This window comes from Advenella sp. EE-W14, assembly GCF_012923605.1.
Classification (GTDB): Bacteria; Pseudomonadota; Gammaproteobacteria; order Burkholderiales; family Burkholderiaceae_B; genus Advenella; species Advenella alkanexedens.
Genome location: NZ_JAAVNG010000001.1, coordinates 106,478 through 126,586, shown reverse-complemented (window position 1 = coordinate 126,586; position 20,109 = coordinate 106,478). Strand labels below are relative to the sequence as shown.

At 52.3% G+C, this 20,109-nt stretch carries 16 protein-coding genes; 5 read left to right on the top strand and 11 right to left on the bottom strand.

Going from position 1 to position 20,109, the window contains the following annotated elements:
• The first annotated feature begins 129 nt into the window (after nt 1-129).
• Nucleotides 130-837 (top strand): GntR family transcriptional regulator, encoded by a 708-nt coding sequence (locus HCX92_RS00570; protein WP_169292973.1) that lies wholly within the window; start codon nt 130-132, stop codon nt 835-837.
• Here the strand turns inward: HCX92_RS00570 and HCX92_RS00565 are convergent, their stop codons facing one another.
• Both HCX92_RS00565 and HCX92_RS00560 read right to left on the bottom strand, forming a co-directional pair.
• A complete protein-coding gene (locus HCX92_RS00565) occupies nt 838-1,803 on the bottom strand; it encodes a tripartite tricarboxylate transporter substrate binding protein (RefSeq protein ID WP_169292972.1) in 966 nt (321 codons plus the stop codon).
• Between the two features lie 181 nt (nt 1,804-1,984).
• Nucleotides 1,985-4,585 carry a GDYXXLXY domain-containing protein gene (locus HCX92_RS00560; protein WP_169292971.1) on the bottom strand — a complete coding sequence of 867 codons (2,601 nt, stop codon included), beginning with the start codon at nt 4,583-4,585 and terminating at the stop codon, nt 1,985-1,987.
• 144 nt (nt 4,586-4,729) lie between these two features.
• Here HCX92_RS00560 and HCX92_RS00555 point away from each other — a divergent pair, with 144 nt between their 5' ends.
• From HCX92_RS00555 to HCX92_RS00540, 4 genes are all read left to right on the top strand, one after another.
• Nucleotides 4,730-7,432, top strand: coding sequence for a DNA topoisomerase III (locus tag HCX92_RS00555; RefSeq protein ID WP_169292970.1), 2,703 nt, complete (start codon nt 4,730-4,732; stop codon nt 7,430-7,432).
• A 60-nt stretch (nt 7,433-7,492) separates the two neighbouring features.
• The gene (gene hemN, locus HCX92_RS00550) at nt 7,493-8,854 is read left to right on the top strand and encodes an oxygen-independent coproporphyrinogen III oxidase (protein ID WP_169292969.1); all 1,362 of its coding nucleotides are present in this window, start codon (nt 7,493-7,495) and stop codon (nt 8,852-8,854) included.
• A 4-nt stretch (nt 8,855-8,858) separates the two neighbouring features.
• Nucleotides 8,859-9,680: an SAM-dependent methyltransferase gene (locus HCX92_RS00545; RefSeq protein WP_169292968.1), complete on the top strand. Its 822-nt coding sequence runs from the start codon at nt 8,859-8,861 to the stop codon at nt 9,678-9,680.
• Between the two features lie 428 nt (nt 9,681-10,108).
• Nucleotides 10,109-10,501 (top strand): DUF86 domain-containing protein, encoded by a 393-nt coding sequence (locus HCX92_RS00540; RefSeq protein WP_169292967.1) that lies wholly within the window; start codon nt 10,109-10,111, stop codon nt 10,499-10,501.
• A 51-nt stretch (nt 10,502-10,552) separates the two neighbouring features.
• Here HCX92_RS00540 and HCX92_RS00535 read toward each other — a convergent pair whose 3' ends face one another.
• From HCX92_RS00535 to HCX92_RS00495, 9 genes are read right to left on the bottom strand one after another with little or no spacing between them, the layout of a single operon-like run.
• Complete coding sequence (locus tag HCX92_RS00535; RefSeq protein ID WP_169292966.1) at nt 10,553-11,134, bottom strand: peroxidase-related enzyme; 582 nt, start codon at nt 11,132-11,134, stop codon at nt 10,553-10,555.
• Nucleotides 11,131-11,643 carry a CMD domain-containing protein gene (locus HCX92_RS00530; protein ID WP_248289958.1) on the bottom strand — a complete coding sequence of 171 codons (513 nt, stop codon included), beginning with the start codon at nt 11,641-11,643 and terminating at the stop codon, nt 11,131-11,133. Before HCX92_RS00530 ends, HCX92_RS00535 begins: the two co-directional genes overlap by 4 nt.
• 17 nt (nt 11,644-11,660) lie before the next feature.
• Nucleotides 11,661-13,001, bottom strand: a complete 1,341-nt coding sequence (locus HCX92_RS00525; protein ID WP_169292964.1) for an acyl-CoA thioester hydrolase/BAAT C-terminal domain-containing protein — start codon at nt 12,999-13,001, stop codon at nt 11,661-11,663.
• Between the two features lie 6 nt (nt 13,002-13,007).
• On the bottom strand, nt 13,008-14,573 hold the full coding sequence (locus tag HCX92_RS00520; protein WP_169292963.1) for an ABC transporter substrate-binding protein: 1,566 nt from the start codon (nt 14,571-14,573) through the stop codon (nt 13,008-13,010).
• 57 nt (nt 14,574-14,630) lie between these two features.
• Nucleotides 14,631-15,653 (bottom strand): ABC transporter ATP-binding protein, encoded by a 1,023-nt coding sequence (locus tag HCX92_RS00515; RefSeq protein ID WP_169292962.1) that lies wholly within the window; start codon nt 15,651-15,653, stop codon nt 14,631-14,633.
• Complete coding sequence (locus tag HCX92_RS00510) at nt 15,650-16,639, bottom strand: ABC transporter ATP-binding protein (RefSeq protein WP_169292961.1); 990 nt, start codon at nt 16,637-16,639, stop codon at nt 15,650-15,652. The genes HCX92_RS00515 and HCX92_RS00510 overlap by 4 nt, the downstream gene beginning before the upstream one ends.
• The gene (locus tag HCX92_RS00505) at nt 16,636-17,556 is read right to left on the bottom strand and encodes an ABC transporter permease (RefSeq protein ID WP_169292960.1); all 921 of its coding nucleotides are present in this window, start codon (nt 17,554-17,556) and stop codon (nt 16,636-16,638) included. The genes HCX92_RS00510 and HCX92_RS00505 overlap by 4 nt, the downstream gene beginning before the upstream one ends.
• Nucleotides 17,553-18,527: an ABC transporter permease gene (locus tag HCX92_RS00500; protein ID WP_169292959.1), complete on the bottom strand. Its 975-nt coding sequence runs from the start codon at nt 18,525-18,527 to the stop codon at nt 17,553-17,555. The genes HCX92_RS00505 and HCX92_RS00500 overlap by 4 nt, the downstream gene beginning before the upstream one ends.
• Nucleotides 18,524-19,987: an NAD(P)-binding domain-containing protein gene (locus tag HCX92_RS00495; protein WP_169292958.1), complete on the bottom strand. Its 1,464-nt coding sequence runs from the start codon at nt 19,985-19,987 to the stop codon at nt 18,524-18,526. Before HCX92_RS00495 ends, HCX92_RS00500 begins: the two co-directional genes overlap by 4 nt.
• Nucleotides 19,988-20,109: the final 122 nt, after the last annotated feature.

Here is a 20,109-nt window from a genome sequence, read left to right as displayed (position 1 = left end):
CTTCCTCTCTATTAATAATACATTTGTATTCTATTGTACACAATAAATTATTTTTGTTCAAAATAATTTAATTTGACCGGCATTTGGTACAATTGGTTTGTCGCGTTTTAATCTATGGAAGAATTTGTAATGGCTCGTAAAGCAAAACCCGTCTCACAACCGCTCAATCATGACAGTAATGTCCCTGAAGCCAATGATCGGGGCGTCTCTTTGGGAGACCAGGCTTACAACTACATTATTCAATCACTGGAAAACGGCACGATGCCGCCGGGTACACGGCTTCGTGAAGCCGATCTGGCAGCGGAAATCGGCCTGAGTCGAACCCCCATCCGGGAAGCCCTTAACCAGCTGGTTTCCGAAGGCCTTGTTGTTAACGATCCTAAACGCGGCCTGATCATTACCGAACTCGACCAAAATATGGTGGGTGAGCTTTATGAAATGAGGCGTGTGCTGGAAAGCACGGCAGCCGCGCTGGCTGCCCGTCACGCCACAGATGTGGAAATAGCGGTTCTAAAACAAATCATAGAACAGGACAAAACCAGCGATGATCCTGCCTTTCTGGCCAAAAACAATCGGCTGTTTCACCAAACGCTTTATCAATGCGCCCATAACCGCTTCCTGCTGAAAACCCTTCAGGTTCTTCAAAATGCAATGCTATTGCTGGGAAAAAGCACCCTGGCGGAAAGTGGCCGCCCATCCACTTCTTATGAAGAGCATAAGCAACTGATTGAAGCGCTAGAACAACGCAACCCCGATAAAGCCCAGGAAATAGCCAGCCAACACATTAGTGAAGCTTATAAAGTCCGGCTAAGCCGTTTCCTGCTGAACCAGGATTAATCAGTCAACTTGCGCACCTGATGATCTGACCGCATTACCCCAGCTTTCAATTTGGGATTGAATAAACTGGCCAAACTGCTCTGATGTCATTTGCGCGGCTCGTGCACCTTCCTGTGCCAATTTGGATCCAACATCTTCACCCGTCAATGCTTTGGAAGCAGCAGCGTAAAGTTTTTCAATTACAGCGTCTGGTGTGCCGGCAGGCGCCACCAGCCCATGCCAGGAAACCGCATTGAAACCGGGGATAGCTGCTTCAGCAACCGTTGGCAGTTCAGGTAAAGCCTGGGAGCGCTCACTGGATGTGACGGCCAGGCCTTTAATGGAGCCCGCCTTGATATGTGGCAATGCGCCGGGAATAGTCGTAAACATGAAATCAATCTGATCACCAATCAAGGCACTGATTGCGGGAGCACCGCCCCGGAACGGCACATGAACCATATCCAGCTCACTGGCATCCTGAAGCATCACGCCCGCCAAATGGCCCGGTGTCCCGCTTCCCGCTGACCCCATATTGGCTTTCCCCGGATTCGACTTGATATAGTCAATCAATTCCCGGGTATCCATCATTTTTTTATGTGCAGGACCCACGACCAGCACATTGGGAACGGTCGCGAATAAGGTAACGGGTGCAAAATCTTTAATGGCATCGTAGCTCAGCTTATTGTAAAGCGTTGGATTAATGCCATGCGTACTGGCTGTTGCCAGCAATAAGGTGTAGCCATCCGGCTTCGCCAGGGCAACAGACTGCGCTGCAATGGCACCATTGCCCCCACCCTTGTTTTCAACCACGATGGACTGTCCCAAATCTTTTGACATGGCGGCCGCCATGGTGCGGGCCAGGATGTCCGACGAGCCGCCTGCGGGATGCGGCACAATGAGCCGTATGGGTTGTTCGGGATAACTTGCCTGTGCGGTCACGGGTAAAACAGCGGCGGCTGCAATTAAACAGGAATGGATAAATTTCATTATTACTTTCTCCTCTAATGGTAATCTATATAACTCCCTTTAATATACTAATGAATACATTTGAATACAAGCATATTTATAAAAAGTTCGCATAAAAAAACTGCCTGATGAATCATCAGGCAGCTAAATTATGGAAATATCGTATAAGTTACGCTAACTACTCAAACTGAAGAAACCACACCTACAAACGATTCAGATTTTCATCCAGCAAACCACTAAGCAGGGCCTTGCCATCTTTGCGAACCCGGAACTCGCCATATTTGGCCTGTGCAAAATGCGATCCCTGCCCCTCTGGGAAGAAATACTCATGTGAGGCCAGAGATACGGTTCCGAAAGGACCTGTTTTATAACGCATGATGACGGTTTTGCCATCAGCCAGAATCATGCTGGGATAAGTTTGGGAGACACCGGCCAGCGATGCCACCCCTTTGTCATCAATCGACAAAATAGCGAAACCTTGCCGTGGTTTTTGCCTGTTTGCATCTTTATCTTTATTGGCGGATTGTGTCGCCTGTACTGCCGTGCGCAAATGATTCACCAGTTCAAAATTCAACGACATATAATCACCTTGCATCAGCGAGCGCGGATCAACCGGAGCCAGCGCCAGCACCACACGCTGGCCGGTTCGCAAAATGGCTTCATGGGTCCAGATACCCCAGTTGGCCACCGTTAATACCGACACCATACCCAAAACCGTCATGAGCGGCAGCAAGCCTCGTGCTTTGGCAGCCGCCACAGAAGCGGGCTGGGGCGGGGTCTCTGTCGCCTGAGCAGTTTCCATGTCATGCTCTTCCCGACCCTTGCGCAGCCAATGGCGACAGGTAACGGTTACCGTCAATAAGACCAGTCCGGTACCCAAAAGCAGGAAAGATTTTTGCAGCAGGCTTAACACCATTTGGTAATAAAACATCCAAAGAAAGCCGATCATGGCAATCGCACCGGTACCCCCAAGGACCCAGTCACGGCATTGGTAAGCCAGCAGCACCAGTATCAGGCCATACACCACCCCATTGTCATTACCCCAATACAGGCACAACACAAACACCAGTGCTGCCACCAGCCATGTAAACCACCGGCCTGCACCTTCCTGCTTGCGCATGCCCCAAAACACCAATACGGCAGGCAAGCACTGAAAAACAAGATTACCCCAGTTTCCTGCCTTCAAAGGATTGAGACCGGCCAAAACAGCCCTGAACATGTCAACCGGACCAAACGCTTGCTCAACGCCTGACTGCCCGCTCAATTCCAGGGTATTCAACACCGTCAGCACCAGAGCATTCACGGCAAGCGCCCATGCCAGCGGTCGCAACGCATTATGTTCATACTGATGCGCACCCACAAACATCACCACCGAAGCCAGCGCCAGCCAGGGAACCGCGTGCAAAGACAACGTGAAAAATGCCGCTTCAGCCGCCCCATAACTGTCATCCCCCCCCATAAAGGTATACAGCACCAGCAATATCAGCCCAATCGTCTGCGTGGCAGACAAAAAGCGCACCCACACCTGTCTGAACATAACGTAAACCGCCATACTGACCGCGGCAATGGCACTGGCTTGCAGGCGTAACACGGCCACTTTGTCAGGCCTGAAGAAATCATTATGAATTTCCAGCAACGAGACCGCCATCATGCCAAGGCCGATTAGCGCCAGTGAGCCGGATACCACGCCCTCCTGACCGGGATCTTTACCTGAAAAGCAGATCACGCTGGCGATCACCAGCAGCGAAATACCGCTGCCCAGGAACGATACGTTCATGATAGCCAGAAACAGAACAAACAACAGGGACACCACCATGACCACACACACCATTAACAAGTGAACAGGCCAAAGGCTCTTGTGACCGCGGTCGGGATTATTTTTACGATAAAGACGATTAATGGCAGCGACCCCCATCCCCGCCGTTAACAGTACCAGGCTGGCAATCATGAAGAGAGACCCGTCCAGCATACGCCATAAACCTAAAAAACTGATGGAACGGACCAATACCACGGCAGACAAAAACCCGACCAGGTTGGCCAGCATGAAATAATCCACCCGTTTGCGGCTGTAATACCTGAAACCGGCCGCAAACACCAATACCGGAATGACCCATACCAACAAGCCTGTCAAACCGCTTGTAGCCGTGTCATATATATTGCCATCATCCATGCCCAACAAAGGCCAAAGACAAAAAAAGCCCAGAAAACGCGGCACCAGTCTGAAGCGATCACCCAAACGCGCAATATTGCATTCGGCCAGCACCAGCAAAAGCAGGTTAAACCCGGCATACATCAATGCCTGGTAATAATACTCACGGCTTAGCATGCCCCAAAAGTCTTCCCGATATAACTGCCAGGCCAGGTTCATAACCACACACCACAGCAAGGCAATGGCAGCATTGGGTGCAGCCAGCAGAAAAAATGGAATCAAGGCGCTCCAAATGGCAAACAAAGTCCAGGGGTCGGCCCCGGTTTGATACACCTGACCAATCAGTGCCAGCAGGGCACCGGTAATGACCGCAGCCAGAAACAGGGCCCCCTGGCTGCCCAGCCCAGCTTTTGCATGCCCGGTTTTTCGGGTATAACGCCAATAAGCCAAAAAAGCGGTCAGGCAGGCAAGAATAAACAGAAGCTGGATTCCATACAGTTTCTGCAAGCTTGAAAAGTAGTCCCAATTTGCCGCAACCCATGTAATGACGCCACTTGAAGCAAACGAAACACCTGCCACGAGAGACAAAAAAACCAGGAATCCCTGCCATTTATTTAAAAATAAATATTTCAAATTGTCATCTTGCACTTGCATGAACTGATTTTCCTCTCGTATTATCCACGCCATACACTTATTAAAACCGGATCGGGTTTCACCATTTTGGTCAAACAGGCAGTATCGTAACGCGATATTTTATAAGATACTCCTAAAGTCCACGGTTTGGATACTCGGAAGCATATGACTAAAACACTGATTATTGCCGAAAAACCATCAGTCGCCCTCGACATTTCAAGGGCCTTGGGAGGATTCTCCCGTGAAGGTGATTATTTTGAAAGCGACGAATACGTCCTTTCCTCCAGCGTGGGCCATTTATTGACGCTGACCAATCCCGACGATGTCGTCCGGGGCAAGTGGTCATTCGCCCATTTACCCGCCATTCCGGCCAAAGAGTTTGATCTTAAACCAGCCGATAAAAAATCAACCGAGCGCCTCAAATTATTGGTAAAACTACTGAAGCGCAAAGATATCACTGCCATTATCAATGCCTGTGACGCAGGCCGTGAAGGTGAATTGATTTTCCGCTACATTGTGCAATATTCAGGGGTTAAAAAACCCATCAAGCGCCTGTGGCTGCAATCCATGACCAAAACCGCCATTGTTGAAGCGTTTAACAACCTGCGCGATGATGAAACCATGAAGCCACTTGAAGCGGCTGCACGTTCCCGTGCCGAAGCTGACTGGCTGATTGGCATTAACGGCACCCGCGCCATGACCGCGTTCAACAGCAAGGAAGGCGGTTTTTTCAAGACCCCGATCGGACGGGTGCAAACCCCCACGCTGGCCATTGTGTGCGAGCGCGAAGAAAAAATCCGCGCCTTCCAGTCACGCGACTACTGGGAAGTGCATGCCACGTTTGTGGCGGCAGCCGGGCTGTATGAAGGCCGCTGGTTTGACCCCAACTTCAAAAAAGACGAACACGACCCCGAGAAAAAAGACAGCCGCCTCTGGTCTTTGGCCAGTGCGCAATCCATCGTGGCGGCCTGTCGTGACAAAACCGGTACGGTAACCGAAGAGTCCAAACCATCCACCCAGATGTCGCCCGCCCTGTTTGATTTGACCTCGTTGCAGCGCGAGGCCAACTCCAAATTCGGCTTTACCGCCAAAACCACTCTGGCCCTGGCACAAACCCTGTACGAACGTCATAAAGCCCTGACCTATCCGCGTACCGACTCTCGTTACCTGCCCGAAGATTATCTGGGTACCGTCCAGCAAACCTTTGACGCCATTTCAGGCAGTGAATCCCACCTGAACCGGGGTCACAAAGCGTTTGCCGGAAAAATTCTGGCCAATGGCTGGGTCAAACCCAACCGTCGTATCTTCGACAACAAAAAGGTATCCGATCACTTTGCGATTATCCCGACCCAACAGGTACCCAAAGAGTTAAGCGAAGCCGAAGCCAAAATTTACGACCTGGTGACCAAACGTTTCATGGCGGTTTTCTTTCCGCCCGCCGAGTACCGCATTACCACCCGGATTACTGAAGTATCGCAATATCGCTTCAAAACCGAGGGCAAGGTACTGGTCAAGCCGGGCTGGCTGGAAATTTACGGCAAGGAAGGCCAGGATGACGATGCCAACCTGGTTCCGGTGGCCGATAACGAATCGGTACGCACCGAAGATATTGCCCCCAAGGCACTGCAAACCAAACCACCTGCACGCTTTACCGAGGCAACCTTGCTAAGTGCCATGGAAGGGGCCGGCAAACTGGTGGACGACGATGAACTGCGCGAAGCCATGTCTGAACGTGGCCTGGGCACGCCAGCCACGCGGGCAACCATTATTGAAGGTTTGCTCAATGAGCATTACCTGCGCCGTGAGGGACGCGAGCTGGTGCCTTCTGCCAAGGCACGCCAGCTGATGACACTGCTGACCGGCCTGAATGTCAAAGAGTTGACTTCCCCTGAGCTGACCGGAGAATGGGAACACAAACTCAAGCAAATGGAACAGGGCAAGCTTGACCGCGAGTCCTTCATGCGCGAGATTGCGCAGACCACCCAGGTCATTGTCAAACGCGCCAAAGAATATGAACAGGCCACCATTCCCGGTGATTACGCTACCTTGCAAACCCCCTGCCCGCAATGTGGTTCGGTGGTCAAGGAAAACTACCGCCGCTACGCCTGCACCAACTGTGATTTTTCCATTACCAAGCATCCGGGCGGACGCACGTTTGAAATTCCCGAGGTTGAAGAACTGCTTGAGAAAAGAACCTTGGGCCCGCTTAGTGGCTTCATCAGCAAAATGGGCCGGCCGTTTTCCGCCATTTTGCGCATTACCGATGAAAACAAGCTGGAATTTGATTTTGGCCAGAATGATGAGGACGATGCCGAACCCGTTGATTTCTCGGGCCAAACAGCGCTGGGCAAGTGCCCCAAATGCGGTGCCGGTGTTTTTGACAATGGCATGAACTATGTCTGTGAAAAAGCCGTGGCACAGGAAAAAACCTGCGATTTCAAATCGGGCAAAGTGATTTTGCAGCAGGAAATTTCCAATGAACAAATGACCAAGCTGCTGGCATCGGGCAAAACCGATTTATTAGACGGATTTGTTTCCAATCGTACCAATCGTAAATTCAAGGCCTTTTTGACCTTGCAGGAAAACGGTAAAATCGGCTTCGAATTTGAGCCTCGTCCGGCCAAGGCAGCGTCAAAAACAGCGGCTAAAAAAACGCTGAAAGCAACGGCTGATACCGATGACAAGCCGGCAGCCAAAAAAACCGCGGCCAAAAAAGCCACGAAAACCGCCACGAAAACAGCAACCAAGAGCGCTGCCAAAAAGGCAACAAAGACAGCTGCCAAAAAGACCGTCACCAAAACAGCGGTAAAATCAACAACAAAGAAGCTGGCTTCAGATATCCCGGACGATGACGATCCGGCTTTCTGATCCCGTTCCAGACCAAGCCCTGCAGACCTCTACTGCAGGGCGTAACCGGCATTGAAGCGCATGAGCAATTTTATCCAAAAGTACAATATCCCAGGCCCCCGCTATACCAGCTACCCAACCGTTCCTTACTGGAACGAGGCCTGTTTTACGGTGGATTCATATAAAGAAACCCTGATTCGCAGTTTCAATGAATCCAATGCTTCCGAGGGTATCAGCCTGTACATTCACCTGCCTTTCTGTGAAAGCCTGTGTACTTTTTGCGCCTGCCATAAACGCATTACCAAAAAGCATGCCGTTGAAGGCCCCTACATTGATGCCGTGATCAAGGAATGGAACATGTACCTGGAACTGCTGGGCAGCAAGCCCCGGATCCGGGAAATCCACCTGGGTGGCGGCACGCCCACTTTTTTCAGCACCGAAAACCTGACCCGTTTGCTGCGGGCGATTTTTGATACCTCCGAGATTGCGCCCGATCACGAATTCAGTTTTGAGGGCCATCCCAACAATACCCGTCGTGAACACCTGGAAACCCTGTATGAACTGGGTTTCAGGCGTGTCAGTTTCGGGGTCCAGGATTACGATCCGGTCGTGCAAAAAGCCATCCACCGGATCCAGCCCTACGAAAACGTCTTCAATGTGACCGATGCCTCACGCAAAATCGGCTACCACAGCATTAGCCATGACCTGATTTTCGGCCTGCCGTTCCAGACCTGGAAATCCATGGAAGCCACCATCAAGCGCACCATCTCCCTGAAACCCGATCGCCTGGCGTTTTATTCTTATGCCCATGTCCCCTGGCTCAAGGGGGTTGGTCAGCGCGGTTTTGATGAAAATGATTTACCCAGCGGAGAAGAAAAACGCGCCCTGTATGAAAACGGCAAAAAGCTGCTGGAAGAACTGGGTTATGTCGAGATTGGCATGGACCACTTTGCCCTGCCGACCGACGAGCTTTACCAGTCCATGCTGAATAAAAAACTGCATCGCAACTTCATGGGCTATACCTCTTCGTCCACCCAGCTCATGATTGGCCTGGGCGTTTCGGCCATTAGCGATTCCTGGTATGCCTTTGCCCAAAACGAAAAAGTGATTGAAGATTATTATGCCCGTCTTGAAAAGAACGAGCTGCCCCTTTACCGTGGTCATATCCTGGATCAGGAAGACCTGATTATCCGCCGGCATATCCTGAACCTGATGTGCCTGCAATCCACCCGCTGGGACCAGCCCGAACAGCAATTTCCAGAACTGCCCCAGGTGGTTGAACGCCTGCGTGAAATGGAAACCGACGGCCTGATCAAAATTTTGCCCAACGGGATTGATATTACCGAGGCAGGCCGCACGTTTTCACGCAATATTTGCATGGCCTTTGACCTGCGCATGCTGCGCGAGCAGCCCGGCACCCGTATTTTTTCAATGACCGTATAAGCGAATGAGCCTGATACCCGAAATAAAGCCCCAGCAATCCATTGAATTGCTCAAAGAGCTCCATATCCTGACCCGAGACGGAAAAATCAACCAGGACACGCGTCGCAAGCTTAAACAGGTGTATCACCTGTACCAGTTCATTGAACCATTAATGGCGGATGTACTTAAGCAAAAAGACAGCCTGAGCCTGGTGGATCATGGGGCAGGCAAGTCTTACCTGGGCTTCATTTTGTATGACCTGTTCCTGAAAGACAAACCCGGTGCCCATGTGTACGGCATCGAAACCCGTGCCGAGCTGGTGACCAAATCGGAAGCGCTGGCGCAGCGACTGGGGTTTGAAGGCATGTCATTTCTGGCCATGACCGTAGAGGAATCCATGTCCTCAACGCAGCTGCCCGAAAAAATCGATATCGTGACGGCACTGCATGCCTGCAACACCGCCACTGATGACGCCATCCGCTTTGCCCTGAACCGGGATGCCCAATACATTGTGCTGGTGCCCTGTTGCCAGGCCGAAGTGGCGGCTACCCTGCGTGCCAACAAAGGCAGCACGCTGGGCAAAACCCCCTTGTCGGAACTGTGGCGTCACCCGATTCATACCCGTGAATTTGGCAGCCAGCTCACCAATGTCCTGCGCTGCCTGCAGCTGGAGGCCCGTGGCTACCAGCTAACCGTCACCGAACTGGTGGGTTGGGAACATTCCATGAAAAACGAGCTGATCATCGCCAAGAAAATTGGCGGCTTCAAAAAAAGCGCCCGTGAGCGCCAGTTGCAAATCCTGAAAGAATGCCACCTTGAGGCGCTTGCCGACCGCTTTGCGTACTAGCTGATGTTGCCTTGGGCAAGGCGTTCTAGTTCCCACGCTCCCGCGTGGTAACTAGAGAGTTATTGCCTGTTTCTCGTTCCCACGCTCCCGCGTGGTAACGTGTACAAGCCTCGGCATCTGCCTATTGTTTCATCCATCTGCATCCCCACGCAGGAGCGTGGGGACGAGAGACGCAGGAGCGTGGGGACGAGAGAATGCTCCTGAACGGCTTCTGGTCTGGTTACCACGCGGGAGCATGGGAACCAGACGGGGGGAGATGTCAACTGTTGTCGCTTTCTGGTTCCCATGCTCCTGCGTGGGAACCAGACGGTTATTACCTGTTGTCGCTGGAAATTGAACGCAGAATCCAAGGACTTGTTAATCTGGATCAAATTGATTTTTTAATCACGGCTTAAAATTCATACTTGTATAAAAACAAGATCCCCGCCATGAATCCCAATCGGCAGCCCTTGCAAAACTATTTAGCTCAAATCCTGGAAGCCATCAAACGCCTTCAAGCCCACACCGGCGATATCAGTGAAATCAACTTCCTGTCCAATATCCCGGCCCAGGATTCAAGCCTGCACGAACTGGCCAACATCGGTCAGTCCTGTCGTGCACTTTGCCAGTTTTACGAACTGTATGCCAAAGCCAATTCACAAATCCCTTTCTCGGCAATGGCCCGCTTTGACGAATTATTGGATGGCCAAAAAAATCTGGAAGCGCTGGATCTGGAAGCCATGGATCTCTGGGAAATCATCAAGGTGGATATCCCCCGTTTTAACAAACAGCTTAACCAGGCGTATGCTATCCTGCTGCGGAAAAAGAAAATTAACGTTTAAAACAGATATTCGTTACCACGCGGGAGCGTAGTAACGAGAAGGCATAAACGGTTAAGGAAAGACCGGCTCACCCAGATTCAGCATCAGGCGGTTGGCCCAGCCGAAAATGGAGGCTGCGTGAATGATGTCCAGGATTTCCTTTTCATTCATCCCCAGGTCTTTCAGGGCCTGTACATACGAGGCATCAAAATCCCCAGGGGATTCGCTTAGCGCCGTGGCCAGCTTGATAATGGCCTTATCGCGCTCATTGTCACCGGCAGTGGCCGGGTCTGTAAAGACATCGGCCACAATCTGGTTGCGCTTGGCCAGTTGTTCAAAACGCTGGGCATGTACCGAGGCGCAATAAACGCAACCATTAATGCGGGAAACGGTTAACGCGGCCAGTTCACGGTCGGCCCGGTGCACGCCACCCGGTGCATACATAATGGCATTATAGGTTTCAGAGCGATGGTCCAGAATCTCGGGCTCATGCACCAGCAACAGATAATAATCAGATGTCTTGGCCTGAGGATGACTGGCTTCCAGGATACGAATCTGTTCGGGCGTTGCGGTTTCAACATTGACCACGTCCAGCCAGGCTTTCCAGTCCAGGGTTTCATTGGTGAAACCATTAATTTTGATCACATCACTCATGCTGTTTTCTCCAATGCCTGCATGGCTTTAAGACCGGCAACCAGGCGAATCTGATAGGATAGAAAAGCAATCAGCTGGGCCAGCGCCACAATGTCTGGCGTAGCCACGCCCGCCTGCTTCAGTGCCAACAAGGCGGCCTTGTCACCCTCCACCGGTTTCTGGATCAGCTTGCGGGTAAAGACCAGAATGGCTTCCAGCACGTTGTCACTTACCCCATCAAGCTGACCGCTTTCAACGGCTTCAATCAAGGCCTCGGACACATTATGATCACGAGCCTGTTCCAGATAATGCCCGGCCAGTTCATTGGCGCCTGACAGGCGGCTGGCATACAGGGCCACCAGCCAGCGGTAGCTTAGCGACAGGCCAACCGCGGGACTGAACAGGGCATCGTAACTGGCCTGTGTGCCTTTAAGCACTTTTATCCTGAAATGTCTTGCCGCGTGGGTGCTGCCTTGCGGATCCAGGCCCAGCAAGTCATCAATCAGGTCGGTTGAATCAGAATTGCTCATCATCATTCCTTTTATCTTTAATTTAAAACATTATCTTTATTGGAATCATCATTGTCTTTCAGCCGATCATGATTCAGCACAGCCTCGGACAGGAATTTCCTGATTCCGGTCCAGGTCCGTTCATCCGACTGGGCATTGGTATCGGCACGGCCACCACTGGTACTGATTTTGCCAGATACCGGATGGGTGTACACCAGCTGTGTCGTGGGCACATACGGAAAAACAATGCTATGACCGGCATCCTGTGTATCTATCCAGTGCACATCATAAGGAAAATTAAGACTCTTAAGACGGTCATAAACCATCTTGCTGTACAGGCTGGAAGGCCAGGAACCGTCATCGGTGGCTGACAGCAAAATAACCGGCCCCTTGATATTTTCCACATGAATTCGGGCCCGCTCCACGGCCTCCTTGTCTTGCAAGGCGGTCAGAATGGCCTTTTCATGCCGGTGCGGGGGTGGCCCTTCATCAAAAGGCGCCCAGGTGGCGGTTTTATTGTCTTTCCAGAGATGGGGAATTTCCTGTCCATTCAGCAACCATGCCGGGCCATCCCGCCCCACTTCAGGATCAGCCGCATTCTGTCCGCTATGCACCAAAGCCGCTGGCACATAAGCCACCACGGCAGACACATCATCAGGAAACAGGCTACCCAGCAACAGGACCAGTTCACCACCACGCGATTGTCCGTTAATGGCCACAAAATCCTTGTAAGGTTTATGGGTTTTACGCAACCAGTCCAGCCCCTTTTTGAAATATTCCAGGGGTGTATTGGAAATATAGTCAGACAGGCCAGGCGCCTTGAAATAGGCCAGCGCAAAAGCCAGGTAGCCATGCGAAGCATAAAGGGCCGCACGGGGTTCATTAATACCGCCCCCCGAACCGTTCATAATCATGATGGCCGGATGCGGACCCGCCGTGGCAGGCACAAACAGGGTACCCACCAGGCCTTCTTCCCGGATTTCAATCCGCTTCACGCCTTCGCTGGCCAGGCGCTGACTGAAACAGCCCAGCAGCACCCGATCATCATAGGCAACCCGGATCTCGGTTTCCAAAGGACGTAATACATCAAGCGGAAAAACCTCACGCTCACCTTCCCTGATCGGGGTTTGTGACCAGATCATACCCATGGCGGACACGCCTGAATACGAGCCATCCAATGGGGCATGAAGACTTAAGTCAACCACACCATCCCTGTCGGCCTGGAAGCGTGCCCGGCTTTGCCACACGATGCCATCGCCACGTACCGTGGAGGCAATAACAATAACCACCGTTTCGGGTACCAGACTCTCTATCCGGATCGTGCGGGGTACATCAATCAGCGCATCTTGTGGCGTGATGGTTAATTTCGCTTTTGGCATATGCATTTATTCCTTGGTTACCATGGCAGGTACCGTACGGTCTGAACTTAAGGGCTTGACCACCAGGCCTTTTTTAGCCGCCCAAATGTTCTTGTAATGGAACAGGGGGATAATACCCACTTCTTCAGAAACCGCCACCGCAGCATCACGCATGAGGGCTTCACGTTTGGCATCATCAAACTCGGCAGTGACCTGAGTCAGGTAACCATCCAGTTTTTCGCTACTGTAATGGCCCCAGTTGGAAGCGCCCAATCCTTTATCCGGATCAACGGTTGCCAGAATATTCACCATGGCATAACTGGCCTCACCGGTACCATTACCCCAGGCAATCACAGACATGGCATATTCATTCTTGCGGGCCGCGCTGGAATAAACCGCCCAAGGCACCACTTCCACATGGGTCTTGACACCAATCCGAGTCCAGAACTGGGCAACCGCCTGTACGGTTTCCGGTGCCAGCGGATACCGATCGGTGGGCACGTGAACCGTCAATTTGAACCCATCAGGGTAACCGGCTTCGGCCAGCAGGGCCTTGGCTTTCGCGGCATCAAAGGCAATCGGTTTAATATCAGGGTTATAACCAATAGAGCCTTCAGGCATCCACTGGCTGGCCACTGTTACGCCCCCTTGCAAAATACGGTCGGCAATGGCTTCGCGGTTAATGGCCAGTGACAGCGCCTCGCGTACCCGGACATCCAGCAGCGGATTCTTGTCCAGGGGCTTGTCATTATTGTCGGTAATGTATTTGTTGACAGCCGGGTTAAAGCTGGGCTGCAACAGGAACACACGCAGGCCGTTGTAGGCAAACACGTTTACCTTGGGTTCTTTTTGCAGTTTTGGCAGGTCGGAAACCGATACTTTATCGATCACGTCAACGTCTCCGGCCAGCAAGGCGGCAGTACGTGAAGCGGCATTGGCGGTATAGGCATAATCAACCTTATCCCAGATTGGCTGCTCACCCCAATAGCCGGGATTTTTCTCGGCCACAATACGGGCACCGGGAGTATAAGAAGACAGCGTGTAAGGACCGGTACCAATCAGGGCCTTACCCGAATTGAAATCTTCGCTACTGGCGTTTTCAGTGCCATGCTTGCTCACGATATGCACCGAAGCCAGGTTCAGTGGCAAATCGGGATTGGGCACATTAGTCTTGATAATCAGGGTTTCAGGATCCTGGGCCGTAACGCTCTCAATGGTCCGCACATAGCCGGTAAACGGTGCCACCGAGCCGGGCACTTTGTTAATCAGGCGGTTAATGGAAAACACGACGTCATCCGCCACAAAAGGCTGGCCATCACTCCACTTGACACCCTGGCGCAGCTTGAATTCCCAGGTATTCGGGTCAATGTTTTTCCAGCTGGTGGCCAGGCCAGGCAACAATTTGTTGTGGTAATTGTTCACCAGCATGTCAAAAAAGAACAATCCGGCCGAACGGTCGCCGGCAAAGTTGTTCAATTGGGGATCGAGCGACGACAGGTTGTCGGCAAACGCGATTTTCAGATCTTCCGCCTGGGCCAGACTGCCGGCAGACAAAACGCCTGCAGCCACTATTGCCAATAATCGTTTTTTCATTTCAGTTTCCTTCCTTTTCAAAACAAATGTTCACTTTGTTTAATTTCGAATTTAAATTTATTGGCCATCTTTCCAGGGCATGTCATTCAAATGACAGGCGCTGATATGATTAATGGCAATTCCCTTCAACTTCGGCACTTCGGTTTTACAACGCGCCATTGCATACTTGCAACGGGGATGAAAATGGCAGCCCGGGGGCGGATTCAATGGGCTGGGGATTTCTCCCTTAATAGTGGTAAACACCCTCTTGCGTTCTCCCATACGTGGAATTTCCGCCAGCAAGGCCTGGGTATAAGGATGATTGGGATGACTGAAGATGTCTTGGGCAGAAGCGCTTTCCACAATCTTGCCCAAATACATGATCGCCACCCGGTCTGACAAATGCTCCACCACACTCAGGTCGTGACTGATAAACAGATAGGTCAACCCCAGCTCTTCACGCAAGTCCATAAATAAATTCAGGATCTGGGCCTGAATGGATACATCCAGCGCTGCCACCGCTTCATCACACACCAGCATATCCGGTTGCACCGCCAGTGCACGGGCGATCCCGATACGCTGGCGCTGTCCTCCGCTGAACTGGTGCGCAAAACGGTTTCTGAACGTGGCACTTAAGCCTGCCCGCTCCAGCTGGGCAGACACATAACTGTCCAGCTCACGGGAGGTCGTCAGGCCATGGATAAGTGGGGACTCTCCCACAATATCACTCACCCGCAAACGGGGATTCAGGCTGGCATAAGGGTCCTGAAACACCATTTGTATGCGTAACTGGGCATGCTTCTGTTCACGGGAGCTCATCTGACGGACATTCTGTCCTTCAACATAAATATCTCCGGAACTGGGTTTCAGGATGCCGGCTGCCATACGGCCCAGAGTGGACTTGCCACAACCGGACTCGCCCACCAACCCCACTACTTCACCCTTGAAAACCTCAAGACTGACATCACTGACGGCCGCGGTGACTGCAGGCGGCGAAACCAGGCCCAGTTTTTGCCCCAAACGTCCCAAAGGCCCGATTTTCTTTTCGCCAAAACGTTTTGAAACATGGTCCAGGCGAAGCAAAGGCAGATCCTGGCTCATGCGACACCTCCTGTAAGCTGGCTGCCAGGATGAAAACAGCGTACCAGATGTTGCCCACCCTGATCGGTAAACTCAGGCCGCACCTCACAGGCACGGCTGCCCCTTGGACAACGGGGAGAAAACGCACAGCCCGCCGGCAAGTCCAGCAAATTGGGCGTCATGCCCCTGATTTGTGTCAGACGCTGTCCACGTACATTATTGCCGGGCAAGCTGTGAATCAGCCCAACCGTATACGGGTGTTGCGGCCGGTCAAGCACCTGGTCAACCGTGCCCGATTCAACAATCCGGCCAGCATACATAACCGACACATCATCGGCCAGCCCGGCCACCACAGACAAATCATGGGTAATCCAGATCAGTGCGGTGCCATACTGGCGTGTCAGGTTCTGCACCTCAGACAGAATCTGTGCCTGTATGGTCACGTCCAGCGCAGTGGTTGGTTCATCAGCAATGATCAGATCGGGACGCAGCAGCATGGCAATGGCAATCGCCACCCGCTGGCGCATACCACCAGACAGCTGGTGCGGATAGGCTTTGAGGCGGGTTTCAGGACTGGGAATACCCATCAGCCCCAGCGTATCGCGGGATCGCTCCCAGGCTTGCCGGTAGCTGATCTTTTCATGTGCCTGCAGGGTTTCAATCATCTGGGTGTCAATCCGCAGTACCGGATTCAGGGTCATCATCGGATCCTGAAAAATCATGGCGATCCGGTTGCCCCGAAGTTGCCGCATTTGCTTGGCTGAAAGAGCCCTTAAATCCTGGCCCTGAAAATATATCTCGCCTCCCACCACCCGGCCGGGTTCATCAATCAGGCCCATGATAGAAAACCCGGTCACGGATTTGCCCGAACCGGACTCCCCCACCAGGCCCAGGATTTTACCTTTTTCCAGGCGAATGGAAACATCATCAACCGCCGGTACCTCACCCGCCTTGGTGTGAAATTGCGTTTTCAGATGCCGTACATCCAATAACAGGTCCTGACTCATTTGAATGACCTCGGATTGAAAATTTCACGTAAACGGTCACCCACCAGATTCAGCGCCACGATGGTTAACAGCAGGGTAATACCCGGGAACATGCTGATCCAGTACTGCCCCGACAGCATGTATTGATAACCATTGGAAATAAGCAGACCCAATGAGGGTTCGGTAATGGGCACGCCCAAACCCAGAAAACTCATGGTGGCCTCAAGGGTGATGGCCCTGGCGACCTGCAAGGTTCCAATGACTATCAGGGGCGGCAGGCAGTTGGGCAAAATATGCCGCAACATAATACGCCACTGCGGAATGGCCAGGTTGAGCGCAGCCTCGACATATTCTTTCTGCCTTTCCGCCAGTGCCTGCCCCCTTGCCGTGCGGGCATAATAAGCCCACTCAAGCACCACCAGCGTGAGGACGACATTACCAATGCCTTTGCCCAGATAAGCCAATATCATCATGGCAATCAGAATGGAAGGAAAAGACAGCATCAGGTCGACGGTACGCATAATAAAAGCATCTACCTTGCCGCCAAAATAAGCCGACATGACACCAACGATGGTTCCCACCACACTGGCAATCAGGGCCGAGCCCAGACCTACCATCAGGCTGATGCGCAGGCCGTAAACAATGGCGGACAACAAATCCCTGCCCTGTCCGTCGGTACCCAACCAATAGCTAAACGTACCCAGGCCATTTTCACTGCCTGGCGGCAGGCGTGAATCAAGAATATCCAGCTGCAGCAGGTCATAAGGATTTTGCGGCGTGATCCAGGGTGCAAAAATAGCGGCCAGGGCCAGAATAACAGCAATCACCAAACCAATCGTGGCCAGTTTCGAGGCAAAAAAAGCGCTGGCCCATTCCCGCAGCAAGGACTCGCCGGGGGCTGCCGGTGTTTTATCAATTCCCTGTACTTTATGGTTCATGATGCTTTCTCCAGCCTTACACGCGGGTCAAGCAAGCGGTAAGCAATATCCACCAACAGGTTGATGGTGACAAACACACAAACAATAATAATCAAATACGCCAGAATCACTGGACGGTCCAACCCGTTAATACTGTCCAGGATCAACTTGCCTGCACCTGGCCAGGAAAATATGCTTTCCGTGACAACCGCTCCTGCAATGGTGGAACCCAATTCAAGGCCCAATACGGTCACCAGCGGAATCATGATATTACGCAGCACATGCACGGTAATAATGCGCAATGATGACAGCCCCTTGGCCCGGGCAAACTTGATGTAATCCAGGGGCATGACTTCCCGCACGCCAGCTTGTGTCAAGCGAATGACCAGCGACACCTTGAACAGAGCCAGGTTGATGGCCGGCAAAATCATGTGATACAGGCCATTGGCGGTCAGGAAAGACCATTGCAGGCCAAAGACCTCGACAGTTTCCCCGCGACCGCTGGACGGCAGCAAACCAAGGTTGACACTGAACGCCATGATCAGCATCAAACCCACCCAGAAAGTGGGCAGGGAAAAACCCATGATACTGCCAGCCATAATGATGCGTGAAAGCCTGCTGTCCGGAGTCAGACCCGCCACCAACCCCAGCGGCACGCCCACCACAATGGCCATGAACAGCGCGGCAAAGGCCAGCTCCATGGTAGCCGGCAATCGCTGCAAAACCAGCTTGATTGCAGATTCGTTATAGATAAAGCTTTTACCCAGATCACCATGAATGGCCCCGTTAAGGAACTTCAGGTATTGCATCCATAAGGGCTGATCCAGGCCAAGCTGGGCAATTACAAGCGCACGATCCCGCTGGTCGGCATCAGGGCCAATCAGGATATCAATCGGGTTGCCGATTGCATGCAGTCCCAGAAACACAATCATGGTCATGAGCAACACAATGACCAGGGCCTGCAAAACGCGCTTAATCAACCATATCGTCATTGAGCACCCATCGGTTGGGAGGGTGCAGGAGCCGGCTCCCACTCGTCGCCTTCCAGTTCCGGCTCTTCGTACGCCTCCAGCTGCTCATAATAATAGGCAACATCTTCATTGTATAGCGAACCGGCAATACCTTTGGCCAGTACCTGCGCGCCTTCCGAAATCGCCGGAATATCCCCGGAAACCGTCCCGTGCGAGGCCACGGCCGGGTAACTGAAGCAATGGATATTTTCAAGGCCCACCAACGGAGTGCCGTTCTTGGGCTGGAACTCGAAATAAGGCCCCAGATCAGGACAAGCGAGCAATTCGGCATCCTCCTGACCCAACGGTGCCGCATAGCGGCTTTTCCAGGTGCGGACATAAGGTGCAAAACTGGCATATTCGGGACGCAATTGCCAGTCAATCTTGAAACCGGTGGCAAAAATCAGGAAATCAAGATTGAAAATACCCTTGGGCGTGTGCACAAACAGCTGCTCGTCACGCACCTCCACTTTTTCAATCGGGCAGCCTACATTGAAACGGGCGTTTTCATGGCGGGAGACACGCAAGGTGCTGCCACGTGGCGGCGGTACCTGCTGCACATTGATATAGTGGCGAATCCGCCATTTCCATTCATCAGGCAGGCGGGCAAAACCATGGGTAATCCCCGGATTGCCCGAGCCCTTGCCTTTGTTCACGCGGGGAATATCCTGGCGACGGATGATCAAGTCAACACTGGCTGCACCGCTTTCAAGCGCGGTGGCCGCACTGTCCATGGCAGAGGCACCCGCACCAATCACCCCAACCCGCTTGCCGGCCAGGATGTTGTAATCCAGCTCATCAGACGAATGGGCCCATAAATGACGCGGAATGTCTTGGGCAAACTCTGGCACCGATGGACCACCCAGCCCGTCACGGCCGGTAGCCAGAATCAATCGGCGGGCAAGTACCCGGTGCTTCCCTTCGCTGTTTTCAACCGTCAATTCAATATAGTGGTCGGGGTTAAGCGCCACCCGTGTAATGGCATGCCCGTTCAACACATTGATATCCATGACCTTGCGATACCAGCGCAGGTAGTCCATCCATTGCAGGCGCGGAATCTTGTCCAGGTCTTCCCAGGCCCTGGCGCCAAACTGGGCTTCATACCAGGCCCGGAAAGTCAATGATGGCAAGCCCAGTGCCGGACCGGTAAGCTGTTTGGGGGAACGCAGGGTTTCCATGCGGGCCGTGGTTGCCCAAGGCCCTTCGAAGCCGGCGGGCGAACGGTCAAACACCTGTGCTGAAATTCCCAGGTTTTTCAGGGCAACGGCAACGGTCAGACCGGCCATACCCCCCCCGATAATGGCCACCTCCAACAACTTGGACCCATTTACGGTTCGTTCCCGCACCCATGGTTTGGCGGGTAACTCAAGGCGGGACAAATCTTCTTGTAATCTTTTTTCAAGTTTGTCCAAGCCGCTTATTTCTGTGGAACTATGACTCATTTCAAGTGACTCTGCGTAGTGACTATTATCCATGCACGGGCATGCCATGCCTAAGACAAAAATATCGCCACGCTATTTGAATATAACGTGGCGATATAAGTATTCTAATAATGTTTATTTTA